A 20,015-nucleotide genomic window follows, 5' to 3' on the forward strand; every position below is an offset into this window, starting at 1 on the left:
GCTGTGTATAAGAGACAGGCGGGGGCGGTGATCTTCTAGGGTGGATCCCGTGGCCCGCAGTGTGTACCTGACCAGCGTGGGATCCGGCGGAGGCAAGTCGACCATCGCCCTCGGCCTCGCGGAACTCCTCTCCCGACAGGTCGAACGGATCGGCGTGTTCCGGCCACTGGTCGACGACGCCGCGCCGGACCCGATCCTGGCCCTGCTCACCGACCGGTACCGGATCGACCTGCCACAGCCGGCACTGGCCGGCGTCGGTTACGCCGAGGCCGCCGCGCTGGCCGCGGACGGCCGCCGCGAGGAGCTGATCTCACGGATCGTCGAACGCTACCGGGAGCTGGAACGGCGCTGCCCGGCCGTGGTCGTGGTGGGCAGCGACTTCACCGCCGGCGGTGACGGGGCGGGTCCCGGGGAGCTGGCCTTCAACGCCCGGCTCGCCACCGAGTTCGGCAGCGTGGTGGTGCCGGTCGTGGACGGGCACGGGCAGTCGGCCGAGACGGTCGCGGCCACGGCGCGCGGGGCGTACCACGATCTGGTGGACCTGGGTGCGACGGTGCTGGCGGTGATCGCGAACCGGGTTCCCGGGCCGATGACCCTGCCCGAGCTGCCGGTCCCCGCGTACGCCATCCCGGAGGTGCCGACCGTGTCGGCGCCGACGGTGGCCGAGGTGGCCGCGGCGCTCGGTGCCACCCTGCTGGCCGGGGACGACGCCGCGCTGGACCGGGACGTGCTCGACTACGTGGTCGGCGCGGCGCACGTGCCGATCCTGCTCGATCACCTGACCGAGGGGGCGCTGGTCATCACCCCCGGGGACCGGGCCGACCTGCTGGTCGCGGCGAGCGCCGCGCACGTCGCCGGGCAGGTCTCGCTGGCCGGGGTGGTGCTCACCCTCGGCGAACCGCCCGACCCCCGGGTGATGCGCCTGGTCGAGGGGCTCAACACCGGATTCGCGGTGCTCTCGGTGGCCAGCGACAGCTATCACACGGTCGAGGCGTCCAGTCGGATCGAGGGTCGCCCCAGCCCGGCCAACCCGCGCAAGGTGGAGGCCGCGCTCGGTGCCTTCGAGCAGAACGTGGACACCGTCGACCTGGCCCGCCGGCTGCGGGTCAGCCGCTCCGAACGGGTCACCCCGCTGATGTTCGAGTACGACCTGATCGACCGGGCGCGGGCCACCGGCCGCCGGCTGGTGCTGCCCGAGGGCACCGAGGAGCGGATCCTGCGCGCGGCGGAGATCCTGCTCCGCCGGGGCGTGGCCGACCTGACCCTGCTCGGTCGTCCCGACGACGTCGCCCGACGCGTGCGGGAGCTGGGCGTCGACGTCACCGGCGCCGAGGTGGTGGACCCGGTGACCAGCGGCTGGCGGGACGCCTTCGCCGAGGAGTACGCGACGCTGCGCGCCCACCGGGGCGTCACCGTCGAACTGGCCCACGACATCGTGGCGCAGCCGAACTACTTCGGCACGATGATGGTGGCGACCGGGCACGCCGACGGCATGGTCTCCGGAGCCACCCACACCACGGCGGCCACCATCCGTCCCGCCTTCGAGATCATCCGCACGGTGCCCGGGGTCTCGGTGGCCTCCAGCGTCTTCTTCATGCTGCTGGCCGACCGGGTGCTGGTCTACGGCGACTGCGCGGTCAACCCCGACCCGGACGCCGCCCAACTCGCCGACATCGCGATCTCGTCGGCGGACACGGCGGCCCGGTTCGGCATCGAGCCGCGCGTGGCGATGCTGTCGTACTCGACCGGCGACTCGGGTTTCGGCGCGGACGTGGAGAAGGTCGCGGCGGCCACCAAGCTGGTCCGTGAACGCCGGCCGGACCTGCTCGTCGAGGGGCCGATCCAGTACGACGCGGCGATCGACCCTCAGGTCGCGGCCACGAAACTGCCGGACAGCCCGGTGGCCGGGCGGGCCACGGTCTTCGTCTTCCCCGACCTCAACACGGGCAACAACACCTACAAGGCGGTGCAACGGTCGGCGGGCGCGGTGGCGGTCGGCCCGGTGATGCAGGGTCTGCGCCGGCCCGTGAACGACCTGTCCCGGGGCGCGACCGTCGCCGACATCGTCAACACCGTGGCGATCACCGCCATCCAGGCGGCCGGGTCGCCGGAAGGCAGGGACTCGTGACCGCTCGGGTGCTGGTGCTCAACTGCGGGTCGTCGTCGGTCAAGTACCGGCTCTACGACGGCGAGACCATCCGCGACCGGGGCACCGTGGAACGGGTCGGCGAGCCGGGCGGCGGGCCGGCCGACCACACCGCCGCCGTACGCGGGATCCTGGACCGCCTCGACCTGGCCGGTCTGGGGGCGGTGGGGCACCGGGTGGTGCACGGCGGACGGCGGTTCAGCGAGCCGGTGCTGGTCGACGACGAGGTCTTCGCCGCCATCGGCGACCTCGTTCCGCTCGCGCCGCTGCACAATCCGGCGAACCTGGCCGGGATCGAGGCGGCCCGCCGGGCGATGCCGGACGTCCCGCAGGTCGCCGTCTTCGACACCGCGTTCCACCACACCCTGCCCGAGGCCGCCGCCACCTACGCGATCGACCGGGACGTCGCCGAGCGGTACGGCATCCGCCGGTACGGCTTCCACGGCACCTCGCACGCGTACGTGTCGAGACGCACCGCGGACCTGCTCGACCGGCCGTACGCCGAGCTGCGCACCATCACCCTGCACCTGGGCAACGGGGCGAGCGTCTGCGCGGTCGACGGCGGTCGCAGCGTGGCCACCTCGATGGGCATGTCGCCGCTGGAAGGGCTCGTCATGGGCACCCGCAGCGGCGACCTGGACCCGACGATCGTCTTCCACCTGCGCCGCGAGGGCGGGATGGCGGTGGACGCGATCGACGACCTGCTCAACCACCGCAGCGGGCTGCTCGGCCTGACCGGCGTCAACGACATGCGTGAGGTGCTGGCCCGCCGGCAGGCCGGGGACCCGGCCGCCGCGCTCGCCTTCGACGTCTACTGCCGCCGGATCACCGGCTACGTGGGGGCGTACTACGCCCTGCTGGGGGCGGTGGACGCGGTCACCTTCACCGCCGGGGTGGGCGAGCACTCCGCGCAGGTCCGGGCGGCGTCGCTGGCCGGCCTGCAGCGGCTCGGCATCCGGGTGGACCCGGACCGCAACGCCCGCTCCGGCGACCGGGTGATCTCGCCGGACGGCGCGGAGGTCGCCGTCTGCGTGGTCGGCACCGACGAGGAGCGGGAGATCGCCCTGCAGACCCGGGCGGTGGTCGCGGCACGGGGCTGAACCCGAAGGGCCGGGGCCGACGGACGTCGGCCCCGGCGACCGCCGGCGCGGCGGCGACCGGGGTCGCCGCCGCGCCGGGACGGTTCAGGTGGCGCAGGCCAGCCGGGCGCCCGCCCAGTCGCCGTGGTCGTTGCCGTTTCCGTCACCCGCGTCGGTGAGCCGCAGTTCGAGCCGCCGCCCGCCGGTCACGTCGACGCTCAGCGACTCCGGTCCGGCCGCACCGGTCAGCACCCCGGACCGCGCCCGCAACTGGCCGTCGACCCAGACCTCGAAGACCACCGAGCCGCCGTTGCCGCTCTCGTCGTCGACCCCCACGTCCGAGCGGAACGAGGTGCACCGCGCGGCCATGTCCAGGGAGACGACCGACACCGCGTGCCCGCCCAGTCCCTTGTCGTACCGGATGCCGCCGACGGTGAGCGGACGGCCGTCGCCGCGGGGCTGCTCGGCGTTGCTGCGGTCCTTCTCCACCGGACCCCAGCCGTTGGACTCCTCCACCCACGGCAGGTCGCTGAGCCAGACCGAACCGGCCGGCAGCGGGGTCCGTACGGTGGCCGTCGCGGTCACCGTGCCGCGGAACCCGCCGCCGGAGGTGGCGGCGACCGTGGCGGTCAGCCGGTGCGTCCCGAGGTCGGTGCCGGCCGGCGCGGTCACCTGGAACACCGCCGTGCCGGGTGTGCCGGCCGCCACCGTGCCCAGCTCGGCGCCGGCCGGGGTGACCGTCCAGCCCGCCGGGGCGGCCAGCGACGCGGTGACGTCGCGCAGGCCGTCGGCGCAGTGGGCGGAGACCGACACCTCCACCCGCTCGGGGGTGCCAGCGGTGACCTCACCGTCGGTGCGTACCGCCACGTCGGGCGGGCAGGGGGCGGTGGCCTGCGAGTCGACCACACCGCCGGCCTGCACCTCGCTCTCGGTGAGCGGACGCAGCACCAACTCCTGGTGGTGCCGGGCGGTCGGGGAGACCCAGAACGGGTCGAGCACCGAGTTCGGGGTCTCCCCCATGCCGGTCTCCTTGGCCGCCGCGTGCAGGGTCACCCAGCCGTCGTTGCGTACCAGCGGGAGCTGGTGGTCGTACTCGGCCCGGTCCAGGTCGTCGTACGGGGTGACGCTGACGTCCAGGGCACCGCCGACCAGCAGCCCCGATTCCTTGCCGTCGCTGAGGGTGGCCCAGGCCGCGTCGGTGTGGTTGCCGTACGCCTGCGGCCGGGAGTAGCGCACGTACTCCTGCTCCACCGTGGACTTCCAGACGCCCATCAGCGCGCCCGAGCGCCGGTCGTTGTACGTCTCGTGCGGGCCACGCCCGTACCAGGCGAACCGGTCGAGTTCGTCGTTGACCTGGATGGCCACGCCGACCCGGGGCAGGTAGGGCAGCGAGCCGGCCCGCGAGCCCTTGGCCTGCACCTCGTTGCTGAGGCTGATGGTGCCCCGGGCGTCGATCCGGTACGTCTGCGTCTGGTCGAACGACAGCAGCGCCTCGGTGCCCGCGCCGGCCGAGGTCGACCGCACCCGCACGACCACCGCGCCGCCCTCGGTCGACGTCTCGAACCCGGTCACCGTGCTGCGCAGCCGGTCGAGCCCCACCCCGTGCCAGATCCGACGGTCGTCGGTGCCCCAGCTGTAGGTCTCGTTGCTGGTCGGCGGCCGGTACACGTCGAGCTGCGGCCCGGTGCGCAGCAGCTCCTGACCGTCGCCCCGCATCGAGGTGAGCAGCCCGGACCGGGCGTCGAACCGGTAGCGCCAGCCCTGGCCGGCGATGGTCAGTTCGTCCCCCTCGCGGGTGGCCGTCGGGGCCGGGCCGGTCGGGGTGGGGCCGGGCAGCACACCTGGCACGATCCGGCCGCCCAGGCTGAACTGGTCCTGCCCGAGGATCCAGTCGCGCTCGGCCCACGGCACGTCCCTGGTGCTGGTGGCGGTGAGCGTGAGGTGGCGCTGCCGGTGGTGCGGGTTGGCCGGTGCCGGACCGAGGTCCAGGTCGATGGTCTGGCCGGGGGCCAGGCTCAGGGTACGGCTGCCGGAGCGCAGCGTCCGGTCGATCTCCTGCTGCGCCCAGGTCAGCTTGACGTTCAAGGTGCCGGCCTGCTGCTCGTTGTGCATCCGGACCTTGCCGGCCGCCGCGTCGACGGCGGTGAACCGGATCGGGGCGTGCGCCCAGGCCATCTCCTGGACCTCGGGCTGCAGGTAGCGGTCGGAGCCGACCAGGCCGTCGGTGCCGGAGAGGCTGAGGCCGAGGCTGAGGAAGTCGCCCTGACGGTCGTACCGGTCGAAGTCGAGCGCGAGCGCCGCCCGGTCGACCGGGTCGGCGGCCAGGTCGGTGTCGGTGAGCGCGGCCGGGTAGATCCGCACGTCGTCGACGAGCCCACGGCCGGTCCGGGTGCGCAGGTCGTCCTGCTGGGTCTCGGCGTTGCGGCCGATGTTCACCTCGTACAGCCCGGGGTCGATGGCACCGGTGTGGGCGACGGTGGCCACCTGCCGGCCGTCGATGAGCAGCCTCAGGGTGGCGCCGTCGTAGACGCCGGTCACCCGGTGCCAGTTGTCGTACCAGTCGGCGGGGACGGCGGCGACGACGGTGGCCCGACCGGCTCCGGCGCGTACGCCGAACTCGAGGGTGTCGGCGTCGCGCATCTGCAACCCGTACGACTGGCCCTTGGTGAGGATCGGGAAGCTGCCCGCCCACTGGCCGGGTTTCACCCAGGCGTCCAAAGTGAGCGCGGAGCCGGTCACGTCGAGCCGCCGGTGGCGGAACACGTCGACGTAGTCGTCCAGGCTGGACAGGCCGATCGCCTGGCCCCGGTCGGGCCGGCCCGGGGCCGGTTCCGGCTTGCCGACCAGGAAGGTCTGGATCCGGTTCGGTGACCGGTCGGGGGTGAGGATCAGCGGTTGGCGCAGGTTCTGCTCGGCCCAGTCCCAGATGAACCCGCCCTGGATCTGCGGGTATCTGCGGGCCAGCGCCCAGAACTGGTCGAAGTTGCCCAGTCCGTTGCCCATCGCGTGGGCGTACTCGCCCATGATCTGCGGCTTGGTGCCGGCGGTGGCCTTGGCCTCGAGCGAGGCCGGGGTGGGGTAGCGCGGGCCGGACACGTCGGCGAAGGGGGCGTCGCCGTCGGGCGAGTTGGACTGGTGGTACAGCAGGCGGGTCGGCTCGTTGGCGTCGGCCCAGGCGGCCATGGCGTGGTGGGCGGAGCCGAGACCGGCCTCGTTGCCGGTGTCCCACATGATCACGCTGGGGTGGTTCTTGTCCCGGGCCACCATCGCCGCGAACCGGTCCGCGAACGCCGCCGCCCACTCCGGCTTGTCGGCCAGGCAGACGCTGGGGCACCGCTCGCGGGCGTGGGTCTCGATGTCGACCTCGTCGGCGACCCAGAGCCCGTGTTTGTTGGCCAGGTCGTAGAAGTACGGGTCGGACGGATAGTGGGCGGTCCGCACACCGTTGATGTGCAGCTTCTTCATCAGGAACACGTCGGTGCGTTGCGCGTCCCGGCTGACGTACCGGCCGGTGTCCGGGTCGGTCTCCGCCCGGTTGGTGCCCTTGATGAGGATTCGCTTCCCGTTGACCAGCACCTGCCGGTCCCGGACCTCCACCTCGCGGAACCCGACCGGTTGGGCGGTGGCGTGCTCGGTCCTACCGTCCGGGCCGAGCAGTTCCAGGGAGAGGGTGTGGAGGTTGGGTTCCTCGGCGCTCCACTTGGCCGGGTTGATCACCGGCGTGCTCAGGGTGACCCGGCCGCCGGTGCTGCCGGTCGTCAGGTCCACGTGGCCGGCGAGGGTGGTCACCGTCCGTCCGTTCGGGGCCAGCAATCTCGCCCGTACGGTGTGCCGGCCGGTCCTGCCCTTCGCGGACCGGGCCACGTCGACCCGCGCGGTGAAGGTGGCGTTGCGGTGGTCGGAGGCCAGGTCGGTGGTGAGGTACGCGTCGCGCAGCCAGGTCGCTCCGGTACGGCGCAGCGTCACGTCCCGGAAGATGCCGCTGTACCGCCACTGGTCGTAGTCCTCCAGGTAGGAGCCGGAGCCCCAGCGGTGCACCTGTACGGCGATGCGGTTGCGTCCCGGCCGCAGCAGGGCGCTGACGTCGAACTCGGCGGGGGTGTATCCGCCCTGGTCGTATCCGACGTATCCGCCGTTGACCCAGACGAAGTAGCCGCTGGTGGCCCCCTCGAAGCGCAGGAACACCTGGTCGCCGGCCCAGTCCAGGGGCAGGTGGACGGTGCGCAGGTACGCGCCGGTGGGGTTGGTGTCGCGCGGGATCTTCGGCGGCTCGGCCGGCCAGATCTCCTCCGGGATGTTGCGGAACATCGGGTGGTCGATGAAGTCCGACTGCCAGGTGTGCGGTACGGACACCGCCGGGAAGTTCCGCTCGTTGAAGGTGGGAGCGTAGAAGTTCGCCGGTACGTCCTCGGGCCGATTGAAGATCTTCAGTCGCCACTGGCCGCTGAGCGAGGTCACCTCGGGGTTGGGCGCGTCGTGTGTGGTCACGTCGGCGACCGCGGCGCGGACGTCGGGGTAGGGCCGCAGGTCGGCGTGGGGCGGCTGCTGCCCCTCGCCGGTCATGCCGGGGTTCTCCAGGTAGCGGTACACGTCGGCGGCGTTCTTCGGCCCGCCGGTCGGGTCGACGGTCCGGGTGGGCAGCGTGTGCGGTGCCGGGTCGGGCGCCATCGCCGCAGCCAGAGGCGCCGCAGCCAGGGGGGTCGCTGCGGTCGCCGGCGCGGGCAGGGTGACCGGGCCGAGGACGAGGGTGAGGGCGAGGGCGGCACGGACGGCCGCGCGGGTCGGTGGTCCTGTGTGGTGGGTCAGGTCCGTTCGGGCGTGAGACATCGTCTGCTCCCAGGCTTCGCAGTCATGACGACATCGCCTAACAGAACCGAAACCGAAACGACATCGCCGCACAGTTTCTAACATCGCCGAACAGCCATATACAAGAGCGTCGGCAGTTTCCGACCAAATCGGACACACGGGTTTCCGTCGCGCCCACGACCGGGTACAGCTCCGGCCACCATCGGTCCTCGTCACTCAAGGAGATCGTCGTGTCGATCCAGGCGTTCCTCTACCTCGTCGCGGTCATCCTGATCGCGCTCGCGGCGCTGCCCATCCGCACCCGGGGCATCTCGCTGGCACTACTGGGCGCCGCGTTCGCCCTGCTCGCCTACGCCTGGCCGGTGATCACCGGCTGACCGGCGGAGGAGGCAAGCCTGCTGCGCCAGCCGCGCGTACAGGTTCCCGCACCGCGACAGCACCCGCTACGAACCTGATTACAACAACGGATCACACCCCGCCGGGAACCTGACCACGTCACCGGATCAGGCACCGAGGTCAAGGGGCAGACCTGACGGGGACTCACCCGGTCCCCGTCGGATGGAGACCCCACCGGCGAAGCGGTGACCTCCGAATCGGCGAGTCGGTGACCTCCGAATCGGTCAGCGAGGCGCTCCGCTCGCCGGCCACCGGTGCCGCCAACTCCACCACGCCCACCCCGATCCGTTCGCGTAGTCAGGTTCGTAGCGGCTGCGCCTGAAGCGCCACCTCGCCCGCGAGCACTACCCGCCCATCACCTCAAACGATCTTGAACTCGCTACTTGACAACCATAGGAGCATCCACTGCGGCACGGCGACCCGGGACGACCCGGCGGGGCCGACCACCCTGCCCGGCGGCCGGCGGGAGGAAGCGCGGGTCAGCGCGGGTCAGCGCGGGTCAACGCAGGACGAGCCAGGTCGCCACGGCGACCAGCAGCACCCCGACCACGGCCGCACCGAGCACCAGCGGCAGCCGGGACGGCGACTCGACCGCCGTCGTCGCGTCCGGGGGGTTCGCGAAAGCACGGAACTGCTCGGTGTTGCCGCTGGGGTCCACGTATCCGTCAGACATGCCGTGACCCTAGCGAAGGAGCCCGCCCCACACCGTCCCCCCCAACGCACCGAACGTGACCGCTCCGGACCGAGCGGTGGAGCCGACCCGGCCGACCGGACGACGGCCCGTACCGCCCGAGACAGGATTCCGGCGACGGGTTGCCGGAGAACCCACCGACGGAGGCACAATCGTCACCATGCCCCGTCGCCCCACCCCGATCGCGCTCGCCGCCGTACTGCTCACCGCCGCTCTCGCCGCCTGCTCGGCCACGCCAACCCCGGCCGCCGCGCCGGCCCCACCGTCGAAGCCACCCGCGGCGACCACCCCGGCCCCGGCGTCCGCCGGCAGCGCGCCGAGCGAAACCTTCGCCGTCGGCGTACGCCAGCTGCGGTTGAACCGCGGCGGCGACCGGCCGTTGCCGGTGACCATCTGGTACCCGGCCTCGGGTGACGCCGGCAAGGCGCCCAAGCGCGGCGCGACGGCGGCAAACGGCCGGTTCCCGGTCGTGGTGTTCAGCCACGGCCTGACCGGAAGACCGGACGACTACGCGGCACTGCTCACCCCGTGGACGGCGGCCGGGTTCGTGGTGGCCGCGCCCGCCTTCCCGCACACCAGCCGGGGCACCGACAACAACGCGCTCGACGTGCTGAACCAGCCCGCCGACGTGTCGTACGTACTGGACCAAGTGCTGGCGCTGGACACGAAGGCCGACGACCCGTTGCGTGGCCGGCTCGCCACCGACCGGGTGGCGGCGGCCGGGCACTCGGCCGGTGGGGTGACCACCATCGGCCTCTTCGGGGTCAACCGGGACAAGCGGCTGGACGCGGGATTGGTCTTCGCCGGCACCGGGATCGGGGTGGGCACGGCGTTCGCCGGCACCGCCGCACCGCAACTCTTCGTGCACGGCCAGGCCGACGAGGTGGTGAAGTACGCCGCCGGCAAGGCGGTCTACGACGCGGTGCCGTGGCCGAAGGCCATGCTCAGCCTCCCGAAGGGCGACCACGGCCGGGGGCTGCTCGGCAACGGCGCGGCGCTGCGGGTCATCACCGACACCAGCGTCGACTTCCTCCGCTGGACCCTGTACGGCGACGAGAAGGCCAAGGCCCGCATCCCCGAGGGCGCGACCCGCGGCGGCATCGCCACCCTCGACGACCACCTCTGACAGCGGCGGCGCGACCCGGCGGCCGCGGGTCGCGCCGTCAGGCGGTGTGGTCGACGACGACCTTGCCGAAGACGTCACCCGAGTGCAGCCGGGCGAAGGCCTCCTCGACCCGGCTGAACGGGACGACGCTGTCCACCACCGGGTGGATCTGGTGCTCGGCGCAGAAGGCCAGCAGCTCGGTCAGCTCCTCCGGGGTACCCATCGAGGTACCCAGGATCTCCAGCTGCATGGCGAAGACCCGGCGCAGGTTGACCTTCGGCTCGTGCCCGGCGGTCGCCCCGGAGACCACGATCCGGGCCATCGGCGCGGCGGACTTGAGCGAGTGGTCGAAGGTGGCCGCGCCGACCGTCTCGATCACCACGTCGACCCGTTCGGGCAGGCGTGCGCCCGGTTCCAGCGCGGTCGCCCCCAGCTCGGCGATCCGCTCCCGTTTGCCGGCGTCCCGGCTGGTCGCGTACACCCGCTTGCCGAGCGCGACGCCGAGCGCGACGGCCGCGGTGGCCACGCCCCCGCCCGCGCCCTGCACCAGCACCGACTCGCCCTCGTCCACCCGCCCCTTGGTGGTCAGCATCCGCCACGCGGTCAGCCAGGCCGTGGGCAGGCAGGCCGCGTCGGTCGCCGACAGCCCCGCCGGCAGCGGCAGCAGGTTCACCCGGGGTACGGCCACCCGCTCGGCCAGGGTGCCGGGGAAGTGCTCGGAGAGGATGGAGACCCCCCGCGGGTCACCGGGGGTGGGCACCACCGGGTAGATGACCACCGCACGGCCGTCCGGGTCGGTGCCGACGGCGTCGCAGCCGAGGATCATCGGGAGCTGGTCGACGGTCAGCCCCACCCCGCGCAGTGACCAGATGTCGTGGTGGTTGAGCGAGCTGGCCCGCACCTGCACGGTGACCCAGCTTCCATCGGGATGGGTCGGCTCGGGGCGCTCGCCGACGGCGAGCGCGGCGAGCGGGTGGTCGGTGTCGAAGCGGGAGGCAAAGGCGGCACGCATGATCGGCACCGTAACAAGGGAACCGATCGTCGAAGAAGGGCCCGAGCCGATCGCTCGGGCCCTTCTTCGACAGGTCAGGCGCGGGTGACCCCGTCGCGGCGGGCCGCCTCGGCGACCGCCTCCGCCACCGCCGGGGCGACCCGCAGGTCGAGCGGGGAGGGCACGATCGCGTCGGCGGTCAGTGACTCGGCCACCACCGCGGCGATCGCGTCGGCCGCGGCCACCTTCATCCCGTCGGTGATCCGGGTGGCCCGGGCGTCCAGCGCGCCCCGGAACACGCCGGGGAAGGCCAACACGTTGTTGATCTGGTTGGGGTAGTCGCTGCGCCCCGTGGCGACCACCGCCACGTGCCGGGCCGCCACCTCCGGGTGCACCTCCGGGGTCGGGTTGGCCAGCGCGAAGACGATGCCGCCCGGGGCCATTGCGGCCACCGCCTGCTCGGGGATCTCCCCACCGGAGACGCCGACCAGCACGTCGGCGCCGCGCAGCGCCTCGGTGATGTCGCCCTCGCGTCCCCCGGTGTTGGTGGTCTCGGCCAGGTACGCCTTGGTCTCGGTCAGGTCGGCGCGGTGCCGGCCGATGATTCCCCGGGAGTCGCAGACCACCATCTGCTCCGGGTTGACCCCACCGGCGATCAGCATGCGGGTGACCGCCACCCCGGCCGCGCCCGCGCCGCTGACCGTCACCCGCAGGTCACCGAGCTTGCGGTGGAGCAGGGTCGCCGCGTTGCGCAGGGCGGCCAGTACGACGATCGCGGTGCCGTGCTGGTCGTCGTGGAAGACCGGGATGGACAGTTCCTCGTCCAACCGGCGTTCGATCTCGAAGCAGCGCGGGGCGCTGATGTCCTCCAGGTTGATGCCACCGAAGGACGGCGCGAGCATCTTCACCGCCGTCACGATCGCGTCGGTGTCCTGGGTGTCCAGGCAGATCGGTACCGCGTCGACCCCCGCGAACTGCTTGAACAGCACCGCCTTGCCCTCCATGACCGGCAGCGCGGCACGGGGGCCGATGTTGCCCAGCCCGAGCACGGCCGAGCCGTCGGTGACGACCGCGACGGTGTGCGACACCCACGTGTAGTCGTCGACCAGGGCCGGGTCGGCGGCGATCGCCTCACAGACCCGGGCCACGCCCGGGGTGTACGCGAGGGAGAGGTCCTCCCGGCTGGTCAGCGGGACGGTCGAGGCGACGGCCAGCTTGCCGCCGACGTGCAGCCGGAAGACGGGATCGGCGGGATCCACGGTGGACGCAGACATGGTGACTCCAGGATCTGTCGAGCAGACGGAGCGGCCGGGTCGAGGCACGAGGTGAGGCGTCGACGGCGGCGCGCGGTGCGGGGGTCACCCAGGCACTTTCCGAGTCTAGTCAGGCCCCTCGTACCAGCATGTGAGCAGGGTCATAACTCCCGCCGGCGGGGCACCCGGCCGGGGCGCGGCCAGTAGCGCAGCACCACCCGGCCCAGTACGTCGGCCACGCCGTACGCCCGGGAGTCGTCGGTGACCAGGTCGTTGTCGCCGCGTACCCACCAGCCGCCGTCCTGTGGCCGGACCGCGCGCTTGACCACGAGCAGGTCGGGGCGGGTGCGGAAGACCGCGACCACCACGTCGCCGGGGCGGATCGCGCGAGCGCCGACGCGGACCAGCAGCGCGTCGCCGTGCCGCAGGGTGGGCGACATGGACGGGCCGGTCACCCCGACGGAGGCCAGCGGGCGGCGCAGCCAGGCGCGCTCCACCGTCATCAGGTTTCCCCTCCGCCCCTATCGGGGACGTGCCAGGAGTAATCTCAGGTTGGATCATCGCAAACATCCCGTGGAGGACTCTGATGCGACTTCCCCGCATCCTCTCGCCCCGTGTCACCGCAAGCGCCCACTGCGACCTGCCGTGCGGCGTGTACGACCCGGCGCAGGCCCGCATCGAGGCCGAGTCGGTCAAGGCGATCTGCGAGAAATACCAGGCCAACACCGACCCGGAGTTCCGCACCCGGGCCATCCTGATCAAGGAGCAGCGCGCCGACCTGGTCAAGCACCACCTGTGGGTGCTCTGGACCGACTACTTCAAGCCGGCCCACTTCGAGAAGTACCCGCACCTGCACCAACTGTTCAACGAGGCGACCAAGCTGGCCGGTGCGGCCGGCGCCAAGGGCGGGACCGACCCGTCCAAGGCGGACGAGCTGCTCCAGAAGATCGACGAGATCTCCAAGATCTTCTGGGAGACCAAGCAGGCGTGAGTCGGGCCCTCCCGCCGCCGTCGATCCGGCCGGCACGTCCCCGCGACGTGCCGGCCGTCGTTTCGATGGTGCACGCACTCGCTGACTACCAGCACGCCGCCGACCAGTGCCGGCTGACCGCCGAGCAACTGACCGAGGCGTTGTTCGGCCCGTCGCCCGCTCTCTTCGGGCATGTGGCGGTCGACGCCGACGACGAACCGGTGGGCTTCGCGCTGTGGTTCCTCACCTTCTCCACCTGGGTCGGCGGGCACGGCATCCACCTGGAGGATCTCTACGTCCGGCCGCCGTACCGGGGCACCGGCGCGGGTCGGCTGCTGCTGGCCACGCTGGCTGCCACCTGCGTGCAGCGCGGCTTCGGACGCCTCGAATGGTCGATGGTCGACTGGAATCCGGCCGCCCGGTTCTACGCCTCGGTCCGGGCGGTCCCGGTGGAGGGGCTGGTGCCGTACCGGCTCAGCGGGCCGGCGCTGCACGCGCTCGCCGCACAGGCGGAGGCGGCCCCTGCCCCCGGGAACGCCCGAGAGGGTAGAGTCCCCGACCAGGGGGATGAGGCGTGACTCAACTGACCGGGCAACCGACCATCGACGACGACGTGGTGCACCTCACCGTGCCCGCCGACGGCGGCTACCTCGGTGTGCTCCGCACCGCCACCGCAGGGCTCGCGGCCCGCCTCCAGTTCGCCCTGGACGAGATCGAGGATCTGCGCATCGCGGTGGACGAGGCCTGCGCCATGCTGCTCGCCATCGCCACCCGGGACGCCGAACTGGAGTGCTGCTTCGCGGTCACCGAGGACGCGCTCACCGTCGAGGTGACGGTGCCGGTCGTGCCGGGCGCGACGCTGCCGTCGGAGTCCTCGTTCGCCTGGAAGGTGCTCACCGCGCTGACCACCGCCGCCGCGGCCCAGTCGGCCGACGGGCGGGCCACCATCTCGCTGCTGACCCGCCGCTCCGGCTACTGACCGTCGGCGGCCACCGACGTGGCCGCGCCGGGTGTCACCCGAAGCCCAGGGCCCGCGTGGTGGGCGGGCTGAGCAGCAACGCGCAGACCCCGACGCCGAGCACCATCAGCGGTACGCCCAACCACCCCAGCCCGGCCTGGACCATGAACCAGCCGATGGGTAGCAGCATGAGCTGGAGCACGATCGCCGGCGCCCGGGCGCCGGCCCGTCGGCGGGCCAGCGCCCCACCGAGGGCCCAGAGCGCGGCGGTGGTGCCGATCGCGAACCCGGTCACCAGAAGCGCCGACACCAGGTCGGTCCTGGTGGCGGTCAGGTCCGCCCAGATCAGCCAGCCGGCGAGCAGCGCCAGGGCGGCGGCCTCACCACGCAGCAGCCGTACCGCCCACCGGAGGGTGTCGGGCAGCGGGTCGCAGTCGCGCGTCACGCGGCCACGATACCCGCCGGCGAGCGCGGTACAGTGCCGCCCATGCGGGCCGTCCTGGTGGTCAATCCGAACGCCACCACCACCAGCGAGCGCAGCCGGGACGTCCTGGTCCGGGCGCTGCGCAGCGAAGTAGACCTGTCGGTGCGGTACACCCGCCGCCGCGGGCACGCCACCGACCTGGCCCGGGAGGCGGCCGAGGAGGGGGTTGACGTCGTCGTCACGCTCGGCGGGGACGGCACGGTCAACGAGGTGGTGAACGGTCTGATGACGGCCGAGCCGCCGACGTTCGGCACGTCAGGTACCCGCGCCGAGCGGCTGCCCGCCCTGGCGACGGTGCCGGGTGGTTCGACGAATGTCTTCGCCCGCGCCCTGGGTCTGCCCCGGGAGTGGCCGGAGGGCACCAGCATGATCCTGGAGGGGCTGCGGCTGGGCCGGTCCCGGACGATCGGGCTGGGTCGGGCCGACGACCGCTACTTCACCTTCTGCGCCGGCTTCGGCGTGGACGCCGCGGTGATCCACCGGGTGGAGCAGGCCCGTCGGCGGGGCCGGGTGTCGACGCCCGGGTTGTACTTTCGGGCCACGGTGAGCCAGTACTTCCTCGACTCGGATCGCCGGCATCCGGCGATCTCGCTGGAGCGCCCGGGCGAGCCCGCCGAGGGGGAGCTGGCAACGGTCATCATCCAGAACTGCGCCCCGTGGACCTACCTGGGCGATCGGGAGATCAATCCGAATCCGGAGGCTTCCTTCGACCTCGGGCTCGACGTGCTGGCACTGCGGCAGCTACGGGTGGTCAGCACTACACGCACGGTCACGCAGTTTGTCTCCCGGAACCCGGATCCACATGGCAAGCGGGTGCTGCGGCTGCACGACGTGCCCGAGTTCACCCTGGTCAGCAGCCGCCCCCAGGCCTTCCAGGTCGACGGCGACTACCTTGGCGAACGAGAAAAGGTCAGATTTTCCTCCATTCCCGGGGCACTGAGAGTAATCTGCTAGGTCTCGGGTAACGCCCTTGGTCGGCGATCGTTACACCGCACGAAGCGGTGGGCGCCGCGGACAGGAGGGTGGTGCCGGAAATGTCTGCATTGTCACGCGCACTGTACTACATTGACTATCGACTGTGGCACGCCGGGTAACCGGAGAGGCCGCAAATCTGGACAAAGGGGTCGTGAGCTTGCTCACCGTGCGGAGTTTTTCCTCGCGTCACCCTTGACATCGACAGCGTTCGTGAAAGTATTCACAAGCGAACTTGAGTTACCGGGCATTGCCGGGACGCGCTCCCCCGACGGGGCCGTTGCAGCAGGTCCCGGGGCTGAACGAGCCTGCTCACGCATTGCTGAATAGTCGGGCGCGAACCGTTACGACCGGCACTGCGGACGCACATAAGAAAAAGCACCAGCGTTATCTGCCACCCATCCAGAATGAGGAGTGTTGCCGCCATGGACTGGCGCCACGATGCCGTCTGCCGCGACGAGGACCCGGAGCTGTTCTTCCCGATCGGGACGTCCGGTCCGGCCCTGCTGCAGGTGGAACAGGCGAAGGCCGTCTGCCGGCGCTGCCCGGTGACCGACCAGTGCCTCCAGTGGGCACTGGAGTCCGGTCAGGACGCCGGCGTCTGGGGTGGGATGAGCGAGGAGGAGCGCCGCGCGGTGAAGCGCCGCGGCGGTCTCCGGGTGCTGCGCGCTCACTCCGCCTGACCCACCGCCAGCCGTAACGCCCCGGCCGGGTTCCACCCCGCCGGGGCGTTACGCTGTCCGCGTCCCGTACCACAGGACATCACCGGCCAGCAGTCGTCGAGCTGGCCTGCCATCTGGCGGCTGCCACCTGGCGGCCCTGGTCACGTCCGCACCGAGCGGTCCACCCGGCGCAGCACCAGGTCGGCCAGTTCGGGCGCGTCGGTGAGCGGCCCGCTGACCGCGACCGCGCCGGCGGAACGCGCCGCCGCCACCACCCCGTCGTGGAAGAGCCCCGGCGCCAGGAAGTAGCCGACCACCGCCACCCGCCGGGCCCCCGCCGCCCGCAGCCGGGCCACCGCCACGTCGGCGGTGGGCGGAGCCGCGGAGGCGTACGAGACGGTGCAGGGCACCGCGAACTCGGCGGCCAGCGCCGCCGCCACCCGGCCCACCGAGGCCCGCGCCCGGGCGTCCCGGGTGCCCGCCGCCGCCAGCACCAGCGCGTCGACCCCGCCCGGCTCCACCTCCGCCAACCGCCGGCGCAACCCGGCCAGCAGACCGGGGTCCACCGAGCCGTCCGCCGGCCCCAGCACGTCGGTCACCCGTACCGACAGCTCCGAGGCCGCCGCGCGCGCCGCCGCCACCGCCGCCGGGACGTCCACCCTCCGGTGGTACGCGGCGGTGAGCAACAACGGCACCACCACCGCCTCGGCGTGCCCGGCCGCCGCCAGCCCACACAGCACCTCGGTCGGCCCCGGGTCGGTGTGGTCCAGCCAACTCGGCAGCACCACCGCGCCGGGACGGGCCGCCTCGACGGCCCGGGCGAGCGCCCGGGTCGCCTCCGCCGCCCGGTGGTCCCGGCTGCCGTGGGCGACCAGCACCACCGGCGCCTGGTCGCCCACCCCGGCCGCCACGGAAGCGCCGGGGCCGGTCAGACGTGCAGGCCGCACTCGGTCTTCTCGAACATGGCCCACCGACCGGCCCGCGGGTCCTCCCCGGCCTTCGTCCGCCGGGTGCAGGGCCAGCAGCCGATCGAGCCGTAGCCGCGGCTGAACAACTCGTTGACCGGGATGTCGTACCGGGCGATGTAGGAGTCGACGTCGGCCTGGGTCCAGGCGGCGATCGGGTTGACCTTCACCCTCCCCCGCCGGGCGTCGAAGGTGACCACCGGCGTGTTCGCCCGGGTGGGCGACTCGTCCCGGCGCAGCCCTGCCGCCCAGGCGTCGTACCCGGCGAGGGCCCGCTCCAGCGGCTCCACCTTGCGCAGCTGGCAGCATTCGTCCGGCGAACGGTTGAACAGCCGGGGACCGTACTCGGCGTCCTGCTGGCCGACGGTCTGCCGGGGCCGGATCGACCGGACGTTCACCGGCAGCCGGCGGGCCACCTCGTCACGGACCTTGAGCGTCTCCGGGAAGTGCAGCCCGGTGTCGAGGAAGATCACGTCGACCCCGGGGGCGACCCGGGACACCAGGTGGGCCAGGACGGCGTCGGCCATGGAGCTGGTGACGCAGAACCGGTCGCCGAAGGTCTCAGCCGCCCACCGGGCGATCTCCAGCGCCGGGGCACCCTCCAGCTCGCGACCGGCCCGCTCGGCCAGCGTGCGCAGCTCCTCCGGGTCACGGCGGGTCGGGTCGGCCGGCCGTGGGCCGCCCGGCCCGACCAGGCCCAGGTTCGTCGCGGAGAGCAGCTTCATCGGGCCACCACCTTGCTCAGCAGGCCGGTGAACCGCACGGTGAAGACCCGGGCGCAGGCGTGGCACTCCCAGGCGCCGTGCCCGGACTCGTTCGGCCGCAGGTCCTCCTCACCGCAGTAGGGGCAGTAGAGAGGCGCGGATCGTGTCGCACTCAACGCAGTTCCTCCTCGTCGACCCGGATCACCCAGTTGGCGAACGTCTCGCCCTCGGTCCGGCTCGCCAGGTACCGGCGGGCCAGTCGTTCCACGTACTCGGGAAGCTCGTCGGCGGTGGTCTTCAGGCCGCGCAGCTTGCGGCCGAACCCGGCGGTCTGCCCCTGCGCCATACCCAGGCCCCCGCCGAGGTGCACCTGGAAGCCCTCCACCTGGCGGCCGTCCGGGCCCACCACCAACTGACCCTTGAGCCCGATGTCGGCGACCTGGGTCCGGGCGCAGGCGTTCGGGCAGCCGTTGAGGTGGATGGAGATGTCGGCGTCGAAGTCGCGCAGTCGTTGCTCCAGTCGGGCCACCAGCTCCTCGCCGCGCCGCTTGGTCTCGACGATGGCGAGCTTGCAGAACTCGATGCCGGTGCAGGCCATGGTGCCGCGCCGCCAGGCCGACGGCCGGGCCTCCAGGCCGATTCCACGCAGCGCCTCGACCAACGACTCCGTCCGCTCCGGCGCCACGTCGAGCACCAGCAGCTTCTGGTACGCGGTGAGCCGTACCCGGTCACTGCCGTGCGCCTCGACCGCGTCGGCGAGCTGGGCCAGTTGGGTGCCGGAGACCCGGCCCACCACCGGGGCGGCCCCGACGAGGTTGCGCCCGTCGCGCTGGCGGTGCACGCCGATGTGGTCGATTGGCTTCTCCGGCAGCTGCGGGGCGGGGCCGTCCAGCAGGGTGCGGCCCAGGTACTCCTTCTCCAGCACCTCCCGGAACCTCTCCACACCCCAGTCGGCGACCAGGAACTTCAGCCGGGCCCGGCTGCGCAGCCGGCGGTAGCCGTAGTCGCGGAAGATGCCGACCACACCGGCCCAGACGTCCGGCACCTCGGCCAGCGGCACCCAGACGCCGAGCCGCTTGGCCAGCATGGGGTTGGTGGAGAGCCCGCCGCCGACCCAGACATCGAAGCCGGGGCCGTGCTCCGGGTGGTCCACCCCGAGGAAGGCGATGTCGTTGGCCTCGTACGGGGTGTCGACCAGCCAGGAGATGGAGGTCTTGAACTTGCGCGGCAGGTTGGCGTACGCCGGGTCGCCGACGTACCGGCGGACGATCTCGTCGATGGCCGGGGTCGGGTCGACCAGCTCGGCCTCGGCGACCCCGGCGACCGGGCTGCCGAGCACGATGCGCGGGCAGTCACCGCACGCCTCGGTGGTCTGCAATCCGACCGACTCCAGCCGGCGCCAGATCTCCGGCATGTCCTCGACCCGGATCCAGTGGTACTGGATGTTCTGCCGGTCGGTGATGTCGGCGGTGTCCCGGGCGAACTCGCGGGAGATGTCGGCGACCACCCGGAGCTGGGCCAGGTTGAGCTGCCCGCCGTCGATCCGGACCCGGAGCATGAAGAACTCGTCCTCCAGCTCGTGCGGCTCCAGTACGGCCGTGCGGCCGCCGTCGATGCCCGCCTTGCGCTGGGTGTAGAGGCCCCACCAGCGGAACCGGCCCCGCAGGTCCTGCGGGTCGATGGAGGCGAAGCCCCGGTGGGCGTAGATGTTCTCGATCCGGGCCCGCACGTTCAGCGGGTTGTCGTCCTTCTTGATCCGCTCGTTGGCATTGAGCGGCTCGCGATGCCCGAGTGCCCACTGCCCCTCACCGCGAGCACGTCGGGGTGCGCGGG

Annotated in this window: 19 protein-coding genes; 9 read left to right on the forward strand and 10 right to left on the reverse strand. The window is 72.5% G+C overall.

From position 1 onward, the window contains the following. Positions 1-40: 40 nt before the first annotated feature. Both pta and E1166_RS20520 read left to right on the forward strand, forming a co-directional pair. Positions 41-2,128, forward strand: coding sequence for a phosphate acetyltransferase (pta, locus tag E1166_RS20515; protein WP_132341083.1), 2,088 nt, complete (start codon positions 41-43; stop codon positions 2,126-2,128). Then, a complete protein-coding gene (locus E1166_RS20520) occupies positions 2,125-3,246 on the forward strand; it encodes an acetate kinase (protein ID WP_132341085.1) in 1,122 nt (373 codons plus the stop codon). Before pta ends, E1166_RS20520 begins: the two co-directional genes overlap by 4 nt. 84 nt (positions 3,247-3,330) lie before the next feature. On the opposite strand, the gene E1166_RS20525 is transcribed toward E1166_RS20520, so the two are convergent. Beyond that, positions 3,331-8,052 (reverse strand): glycoside hydrolase family 2 TIM barrel-domain containing protein, encoded by a 4,722-nt coding sequence (locus E1166_RS20525; protein WP_132341087.1) that lies wholly within the window; start codon positions 8,050-8,052, stop codon positions 3,331-3,333. 209 nt (positions 8,053-8,261) lie between these two features. Here E1166_RS20525 and E1166_RS31075 point away from each other — a divergent pair, with 209 nt between their 5' ends. After that, on the forward strand, positions 8,262-8,408 hold the full coding sequence (locus E1166_RS31075) for a hypothetical protein (RefSeq protein ID WP_165944393.1): 147 nt from the start codon (positions 8,262-8,264) through the stop codon (positions 8,406-8,408). A gap of 518 nt (positions 8,409-8,926) precedes the next feature. Here the strand turns inward: E1166_RS31075 and E1166_RS31080 are convergent. Next, positions 8,927-9,100, reverse strand: a complete 174-nt coding sequence (locus E1166_RS31080) for a hypothetical protein (protein WP_165944394.1) — start codon at positions 9,098-9,100, stop codon at positions 8,927-8,929. 178 nt (positions 9,101-9,278) lie between these two features. Between E1166_RS31080 and E1166_RS20530 the strand changes: the two genes are divergently transcribed. After that, complete coding sequence (locus E1166_RS20530; RefSeq protein ID WP_132341089.1) at positions 9,279-10,244, forward strand: chlorophyllase; 966 nt, start codon at positions 9,279-9,281, stop codon at positions 10,242-10,244. A 37-nt stretch (positions 10,245-10,281) separates the two neighbouring features. Here E1166_RS20530 and E1166_RS20535 read toward each other — a convergent pair whose 3' ends face one another. The 3 genes from E1166_RS20535 to E1166_RS20545 all read right to left on the reverse strand — a co-directional run bounded on the left by E1166_RS20535 (position 10,282) and on the right by E1166_RS20545 (position 12,970). Further along, positions 10,282-11,235, reverse strand: a complete 954-nt coding sequence (locus E1166_RS20535; protein ID WP_132341091.1) for a zinc-binding dehydrogenase — start codon at positions 11,233-11,235, stop codon at positions 10,282-10,284. 74 nt (positions 11,236-11,309) lie between these two features. Next, positions 11,310-12,488 carry an NADP-dependent malic enzyme gene (locus tag E1166_RS20540; protein WP_132341093.1) on the reverse strand — a complete coding sequence of 393 codons (1,179 nt, stop codon included), beginning with the start codon at positions 12,486-12,488 and terminating at the stop codon, positions 11,310-11,312. A 140-nt stretch (positions 12,489-12,628) separates the two neighbouring features. Next, a complete protein-coding gene (locus tag E1166_RS20545; protein ID WP_132341095.1) occupies positions 12,629-12,970 on the reverse strand; it encodes a S24 family peptidase in 342 nt (113 codons plus the stop codon). 83 nt (positions 12,971-13,053) lie between these two features. Between E1166_RS20545 and sodN the strand changes: the two genes are divergently transcribed. The 3 genes from sodN (at position 13,054) to E1166_RS20560 (ending at position 14,416) form a co-directional block, all read left to right on the forward strand. Further along, complete coding sequence (gene sodN, locus E1166_RS20550; protein ID WP_132186416.1) at positions 13,054-13,458, forward strand: superoxide dismutase, Ni; 405 nt, start codon at positions 13,054-13,056, stop codon at positions 13,456-13,458. Between the two features lie 65 nt (positions 13,459-13,523). Continuing rightward, positions 13,524-14,015 (forward strand): GNAT family N-acetyltransferase, encoded by a 492-nt coding sequence (locus E1166_RS20555; RefSeq protein WP_132341109.1) that lies wholly within the window; start codon positions 13,524-13,526, stop codon positions 14,013-14,015. Next, complete coding sequence (locus E1166_RS20560; protein ID WP_132341097.1) at positions 14,012-14,416, forward strand: ATP-binding protein; 405 nt, start codon at positions 14,012-14,014, stop codon at positions 14,414-14,416. The genes E1166_RS20555 and E1166_RS20560 overlap by 4 nt, the downstream gene beginning before the upstream one ends. Before the next feature lie 34 nt (positions 14,417-14,450). Here the strand turns inward: E1166_RS20560 and E1166_RS20565 are convergent, their stop codons facing one another. Continuing rightward, positions 14,451-14,840 (reverse strand): hypothetical protein, encoded by a 390-nt coding sequence (locus E1166_RS20565; protein ID WP_132341099.1) that lies wholly within the window; start codon positions 14,838-14,840, stop codon positions 14,451-14,453. Between the two features lie 42 nt (positions 14,841-14,882). Between E1166_RS20565 and E1166_RS20570 the strand changes: the two genes are divergently transcribed. Together E1166_RS20570 and E1166_RS20575 are read left to right on the forward strand one after the other, a co-directional pair. Continuing rightward, a complete protein-coding gene (locus E1166_RS20570; RefSeq protein ID WP_132341101.1) occupies positions 14,883-15,833 on the forward strand; it encodes a diacylglycerol kinase family protein in 951 nt (316 codons plus the stop codon). A 443-nt stretch (positions 15,834-16,276) separates the two neighbouring features. Then, positions 16,277-16,534 carry a WhiB family transcriptional regulator gene (locus tag E1166_RS20575; protein WP_073834718.1) on the forward strand — a complete coding sequence of 86 codons (258 nt, stop codon included), beginning with the start codon at positions 16,277-16,279 and terminating at the stop codon, positions 16,532-16,534. Between the two features lie 140 nt (positions 16,535-16,674). Here E1166_RS20575 and E1166_RS20580 read toward each other — a convergent pair whose 3' ends face one another. From E1166_RS20580 to E1166_RS20590, 4 genes are all read right to left on the reverse strand, one after another. Next, a complete protein-coding gene (locus tag E1166_RS20580) occupies positions 16,675-17,460 on the reverse strand; it encodes a CbiX/SirB N-terminal domain-containing protein (protein ID WP_132341103.1) in 786 nt (261 codons plus the stop codon). Continuing rightward, complete coding sequence (locus E1166_RS20585; protein WP_132341105.1) at positions 17,442-18,203, reverse strand: phosphoadenylyl-sulfate reductase; 762 nt, start codon at positions 18,201-18,203, stop codon at positions 17,442-17,444. Before E1166_RS20585 ends, E1166_RS20580 begins: the two co-directional genes overlap by 19 nt. After that, complete coding sequence (locus E1166_RS31085; protein WP_165942768.1) at positions 18,200-18,358, reverse strand: hypothetical protein; 159 nt, start codon at positions 18,356-18,358, stop codon at positions 18,200-18,202. Before E1166_RS31085 ends, E1166_RS20585 begins: the two co-directional genes overlap by 4 nt. After that, positions 18,355-20,015 (reverse strand): nitrite/sulfite reductase (locus E1166_RS20590; RefSeq protein WP_132341107.1); only part of this gene is annotated, 1,661 nt, incomplete at its 5' end. The genes E1166_RS20590 and E1166_RS31085, both read right to left, overlap by 4 nt.

Origin of the sequence: Micromonospora sp. KC213, assembly GCF_004348325.1 — a bacterium.
In the GTDB taxonomy this organism is placed as follows: domain Bacteria; phylum Actinomycetota; class Actinomycetes; order Mycobacteriales; family Micromonosporaceae; genus Micromonospora.

Bases quoted from the DNA above. Each gene is read 5' to 3' on its own strand.
- E1166_RS20545 (WP_132341095.1), bottom strand. From the start codon at position 12,970: ATGACGGTGGAGCGCGCCTGGCTGCGCCGCCCGCTGGCCTCCGTCGGG.
- E1166_RS20555 (WP_132341109.1), top strand. From the start codon at position 13,524: ATGGTGCACGCACTCGCTGACTACCAGCACGCCGCCGACCAGTGCCGG.
- E1166_RS20575 (WP_073834718.1), top strand. From the start codon at position 16,277: ATGGACTGGCGCCACGATGCCGTCTGCCGCGACGAGGACCCGGAGCTG.
- E1166_RS20535 (WP_132341091.1), bottom strand. From the start codon at position 11,235: ATGCGTGCCGCCTTTGCCTCCCGCTTCGACACCGACCACCCGCTCGCC.
- E1166_RS20540 (WP_132341093.1), bottom strand. From the start codon at position 12,488: ATGTCTGCGTCCACCGTGGATCCCGCCGATCCCGTCTTCCGGCTGCAC.
- sodN (WP_132186416.1), top strand. From the start codon at position 13,054: ATGCGACTTCCCCGCATCCTCTCGCCCCGTGTCACCGCAAGCGCCCAC.
- E1166_RS20525 (WP_132341087.1), bottom strand. From the start codon at position 8,052: ATGTCTCACGCCCGAACGGACCTGACCCACCACACAGGACCACCGACC.
- E1166_RS20570 (WP_132341101.1), top strand. From the start codon at position 14,883: ATGCGGGCCGTCCTGGTGGTCAATCCGAACGCCACCACCACCAGCGAG.
- E1166_RS20585 (WP_132341105.1), bottom strand. From the start codon at position 18,203: ATGAAGCTGCTCTCCGCGACGAACCTGGGCCTGGTCGGGCCGGGCGGC.
- E1166_RS31080 (WP_165944394.1), bottom strand. From the start codon at position 9,100: ATGTCTGACGGATACGTGGACCCCAGCGGCAACACCGAGCAGTTCCGT.
- E1166_RS20530 (WP_132341089.1), top strand. From the start codon at position 9,279: ATGCCCCGTCGCCCCACCCCGATCGCGCTCGCCGCCGTACTGCTCACC.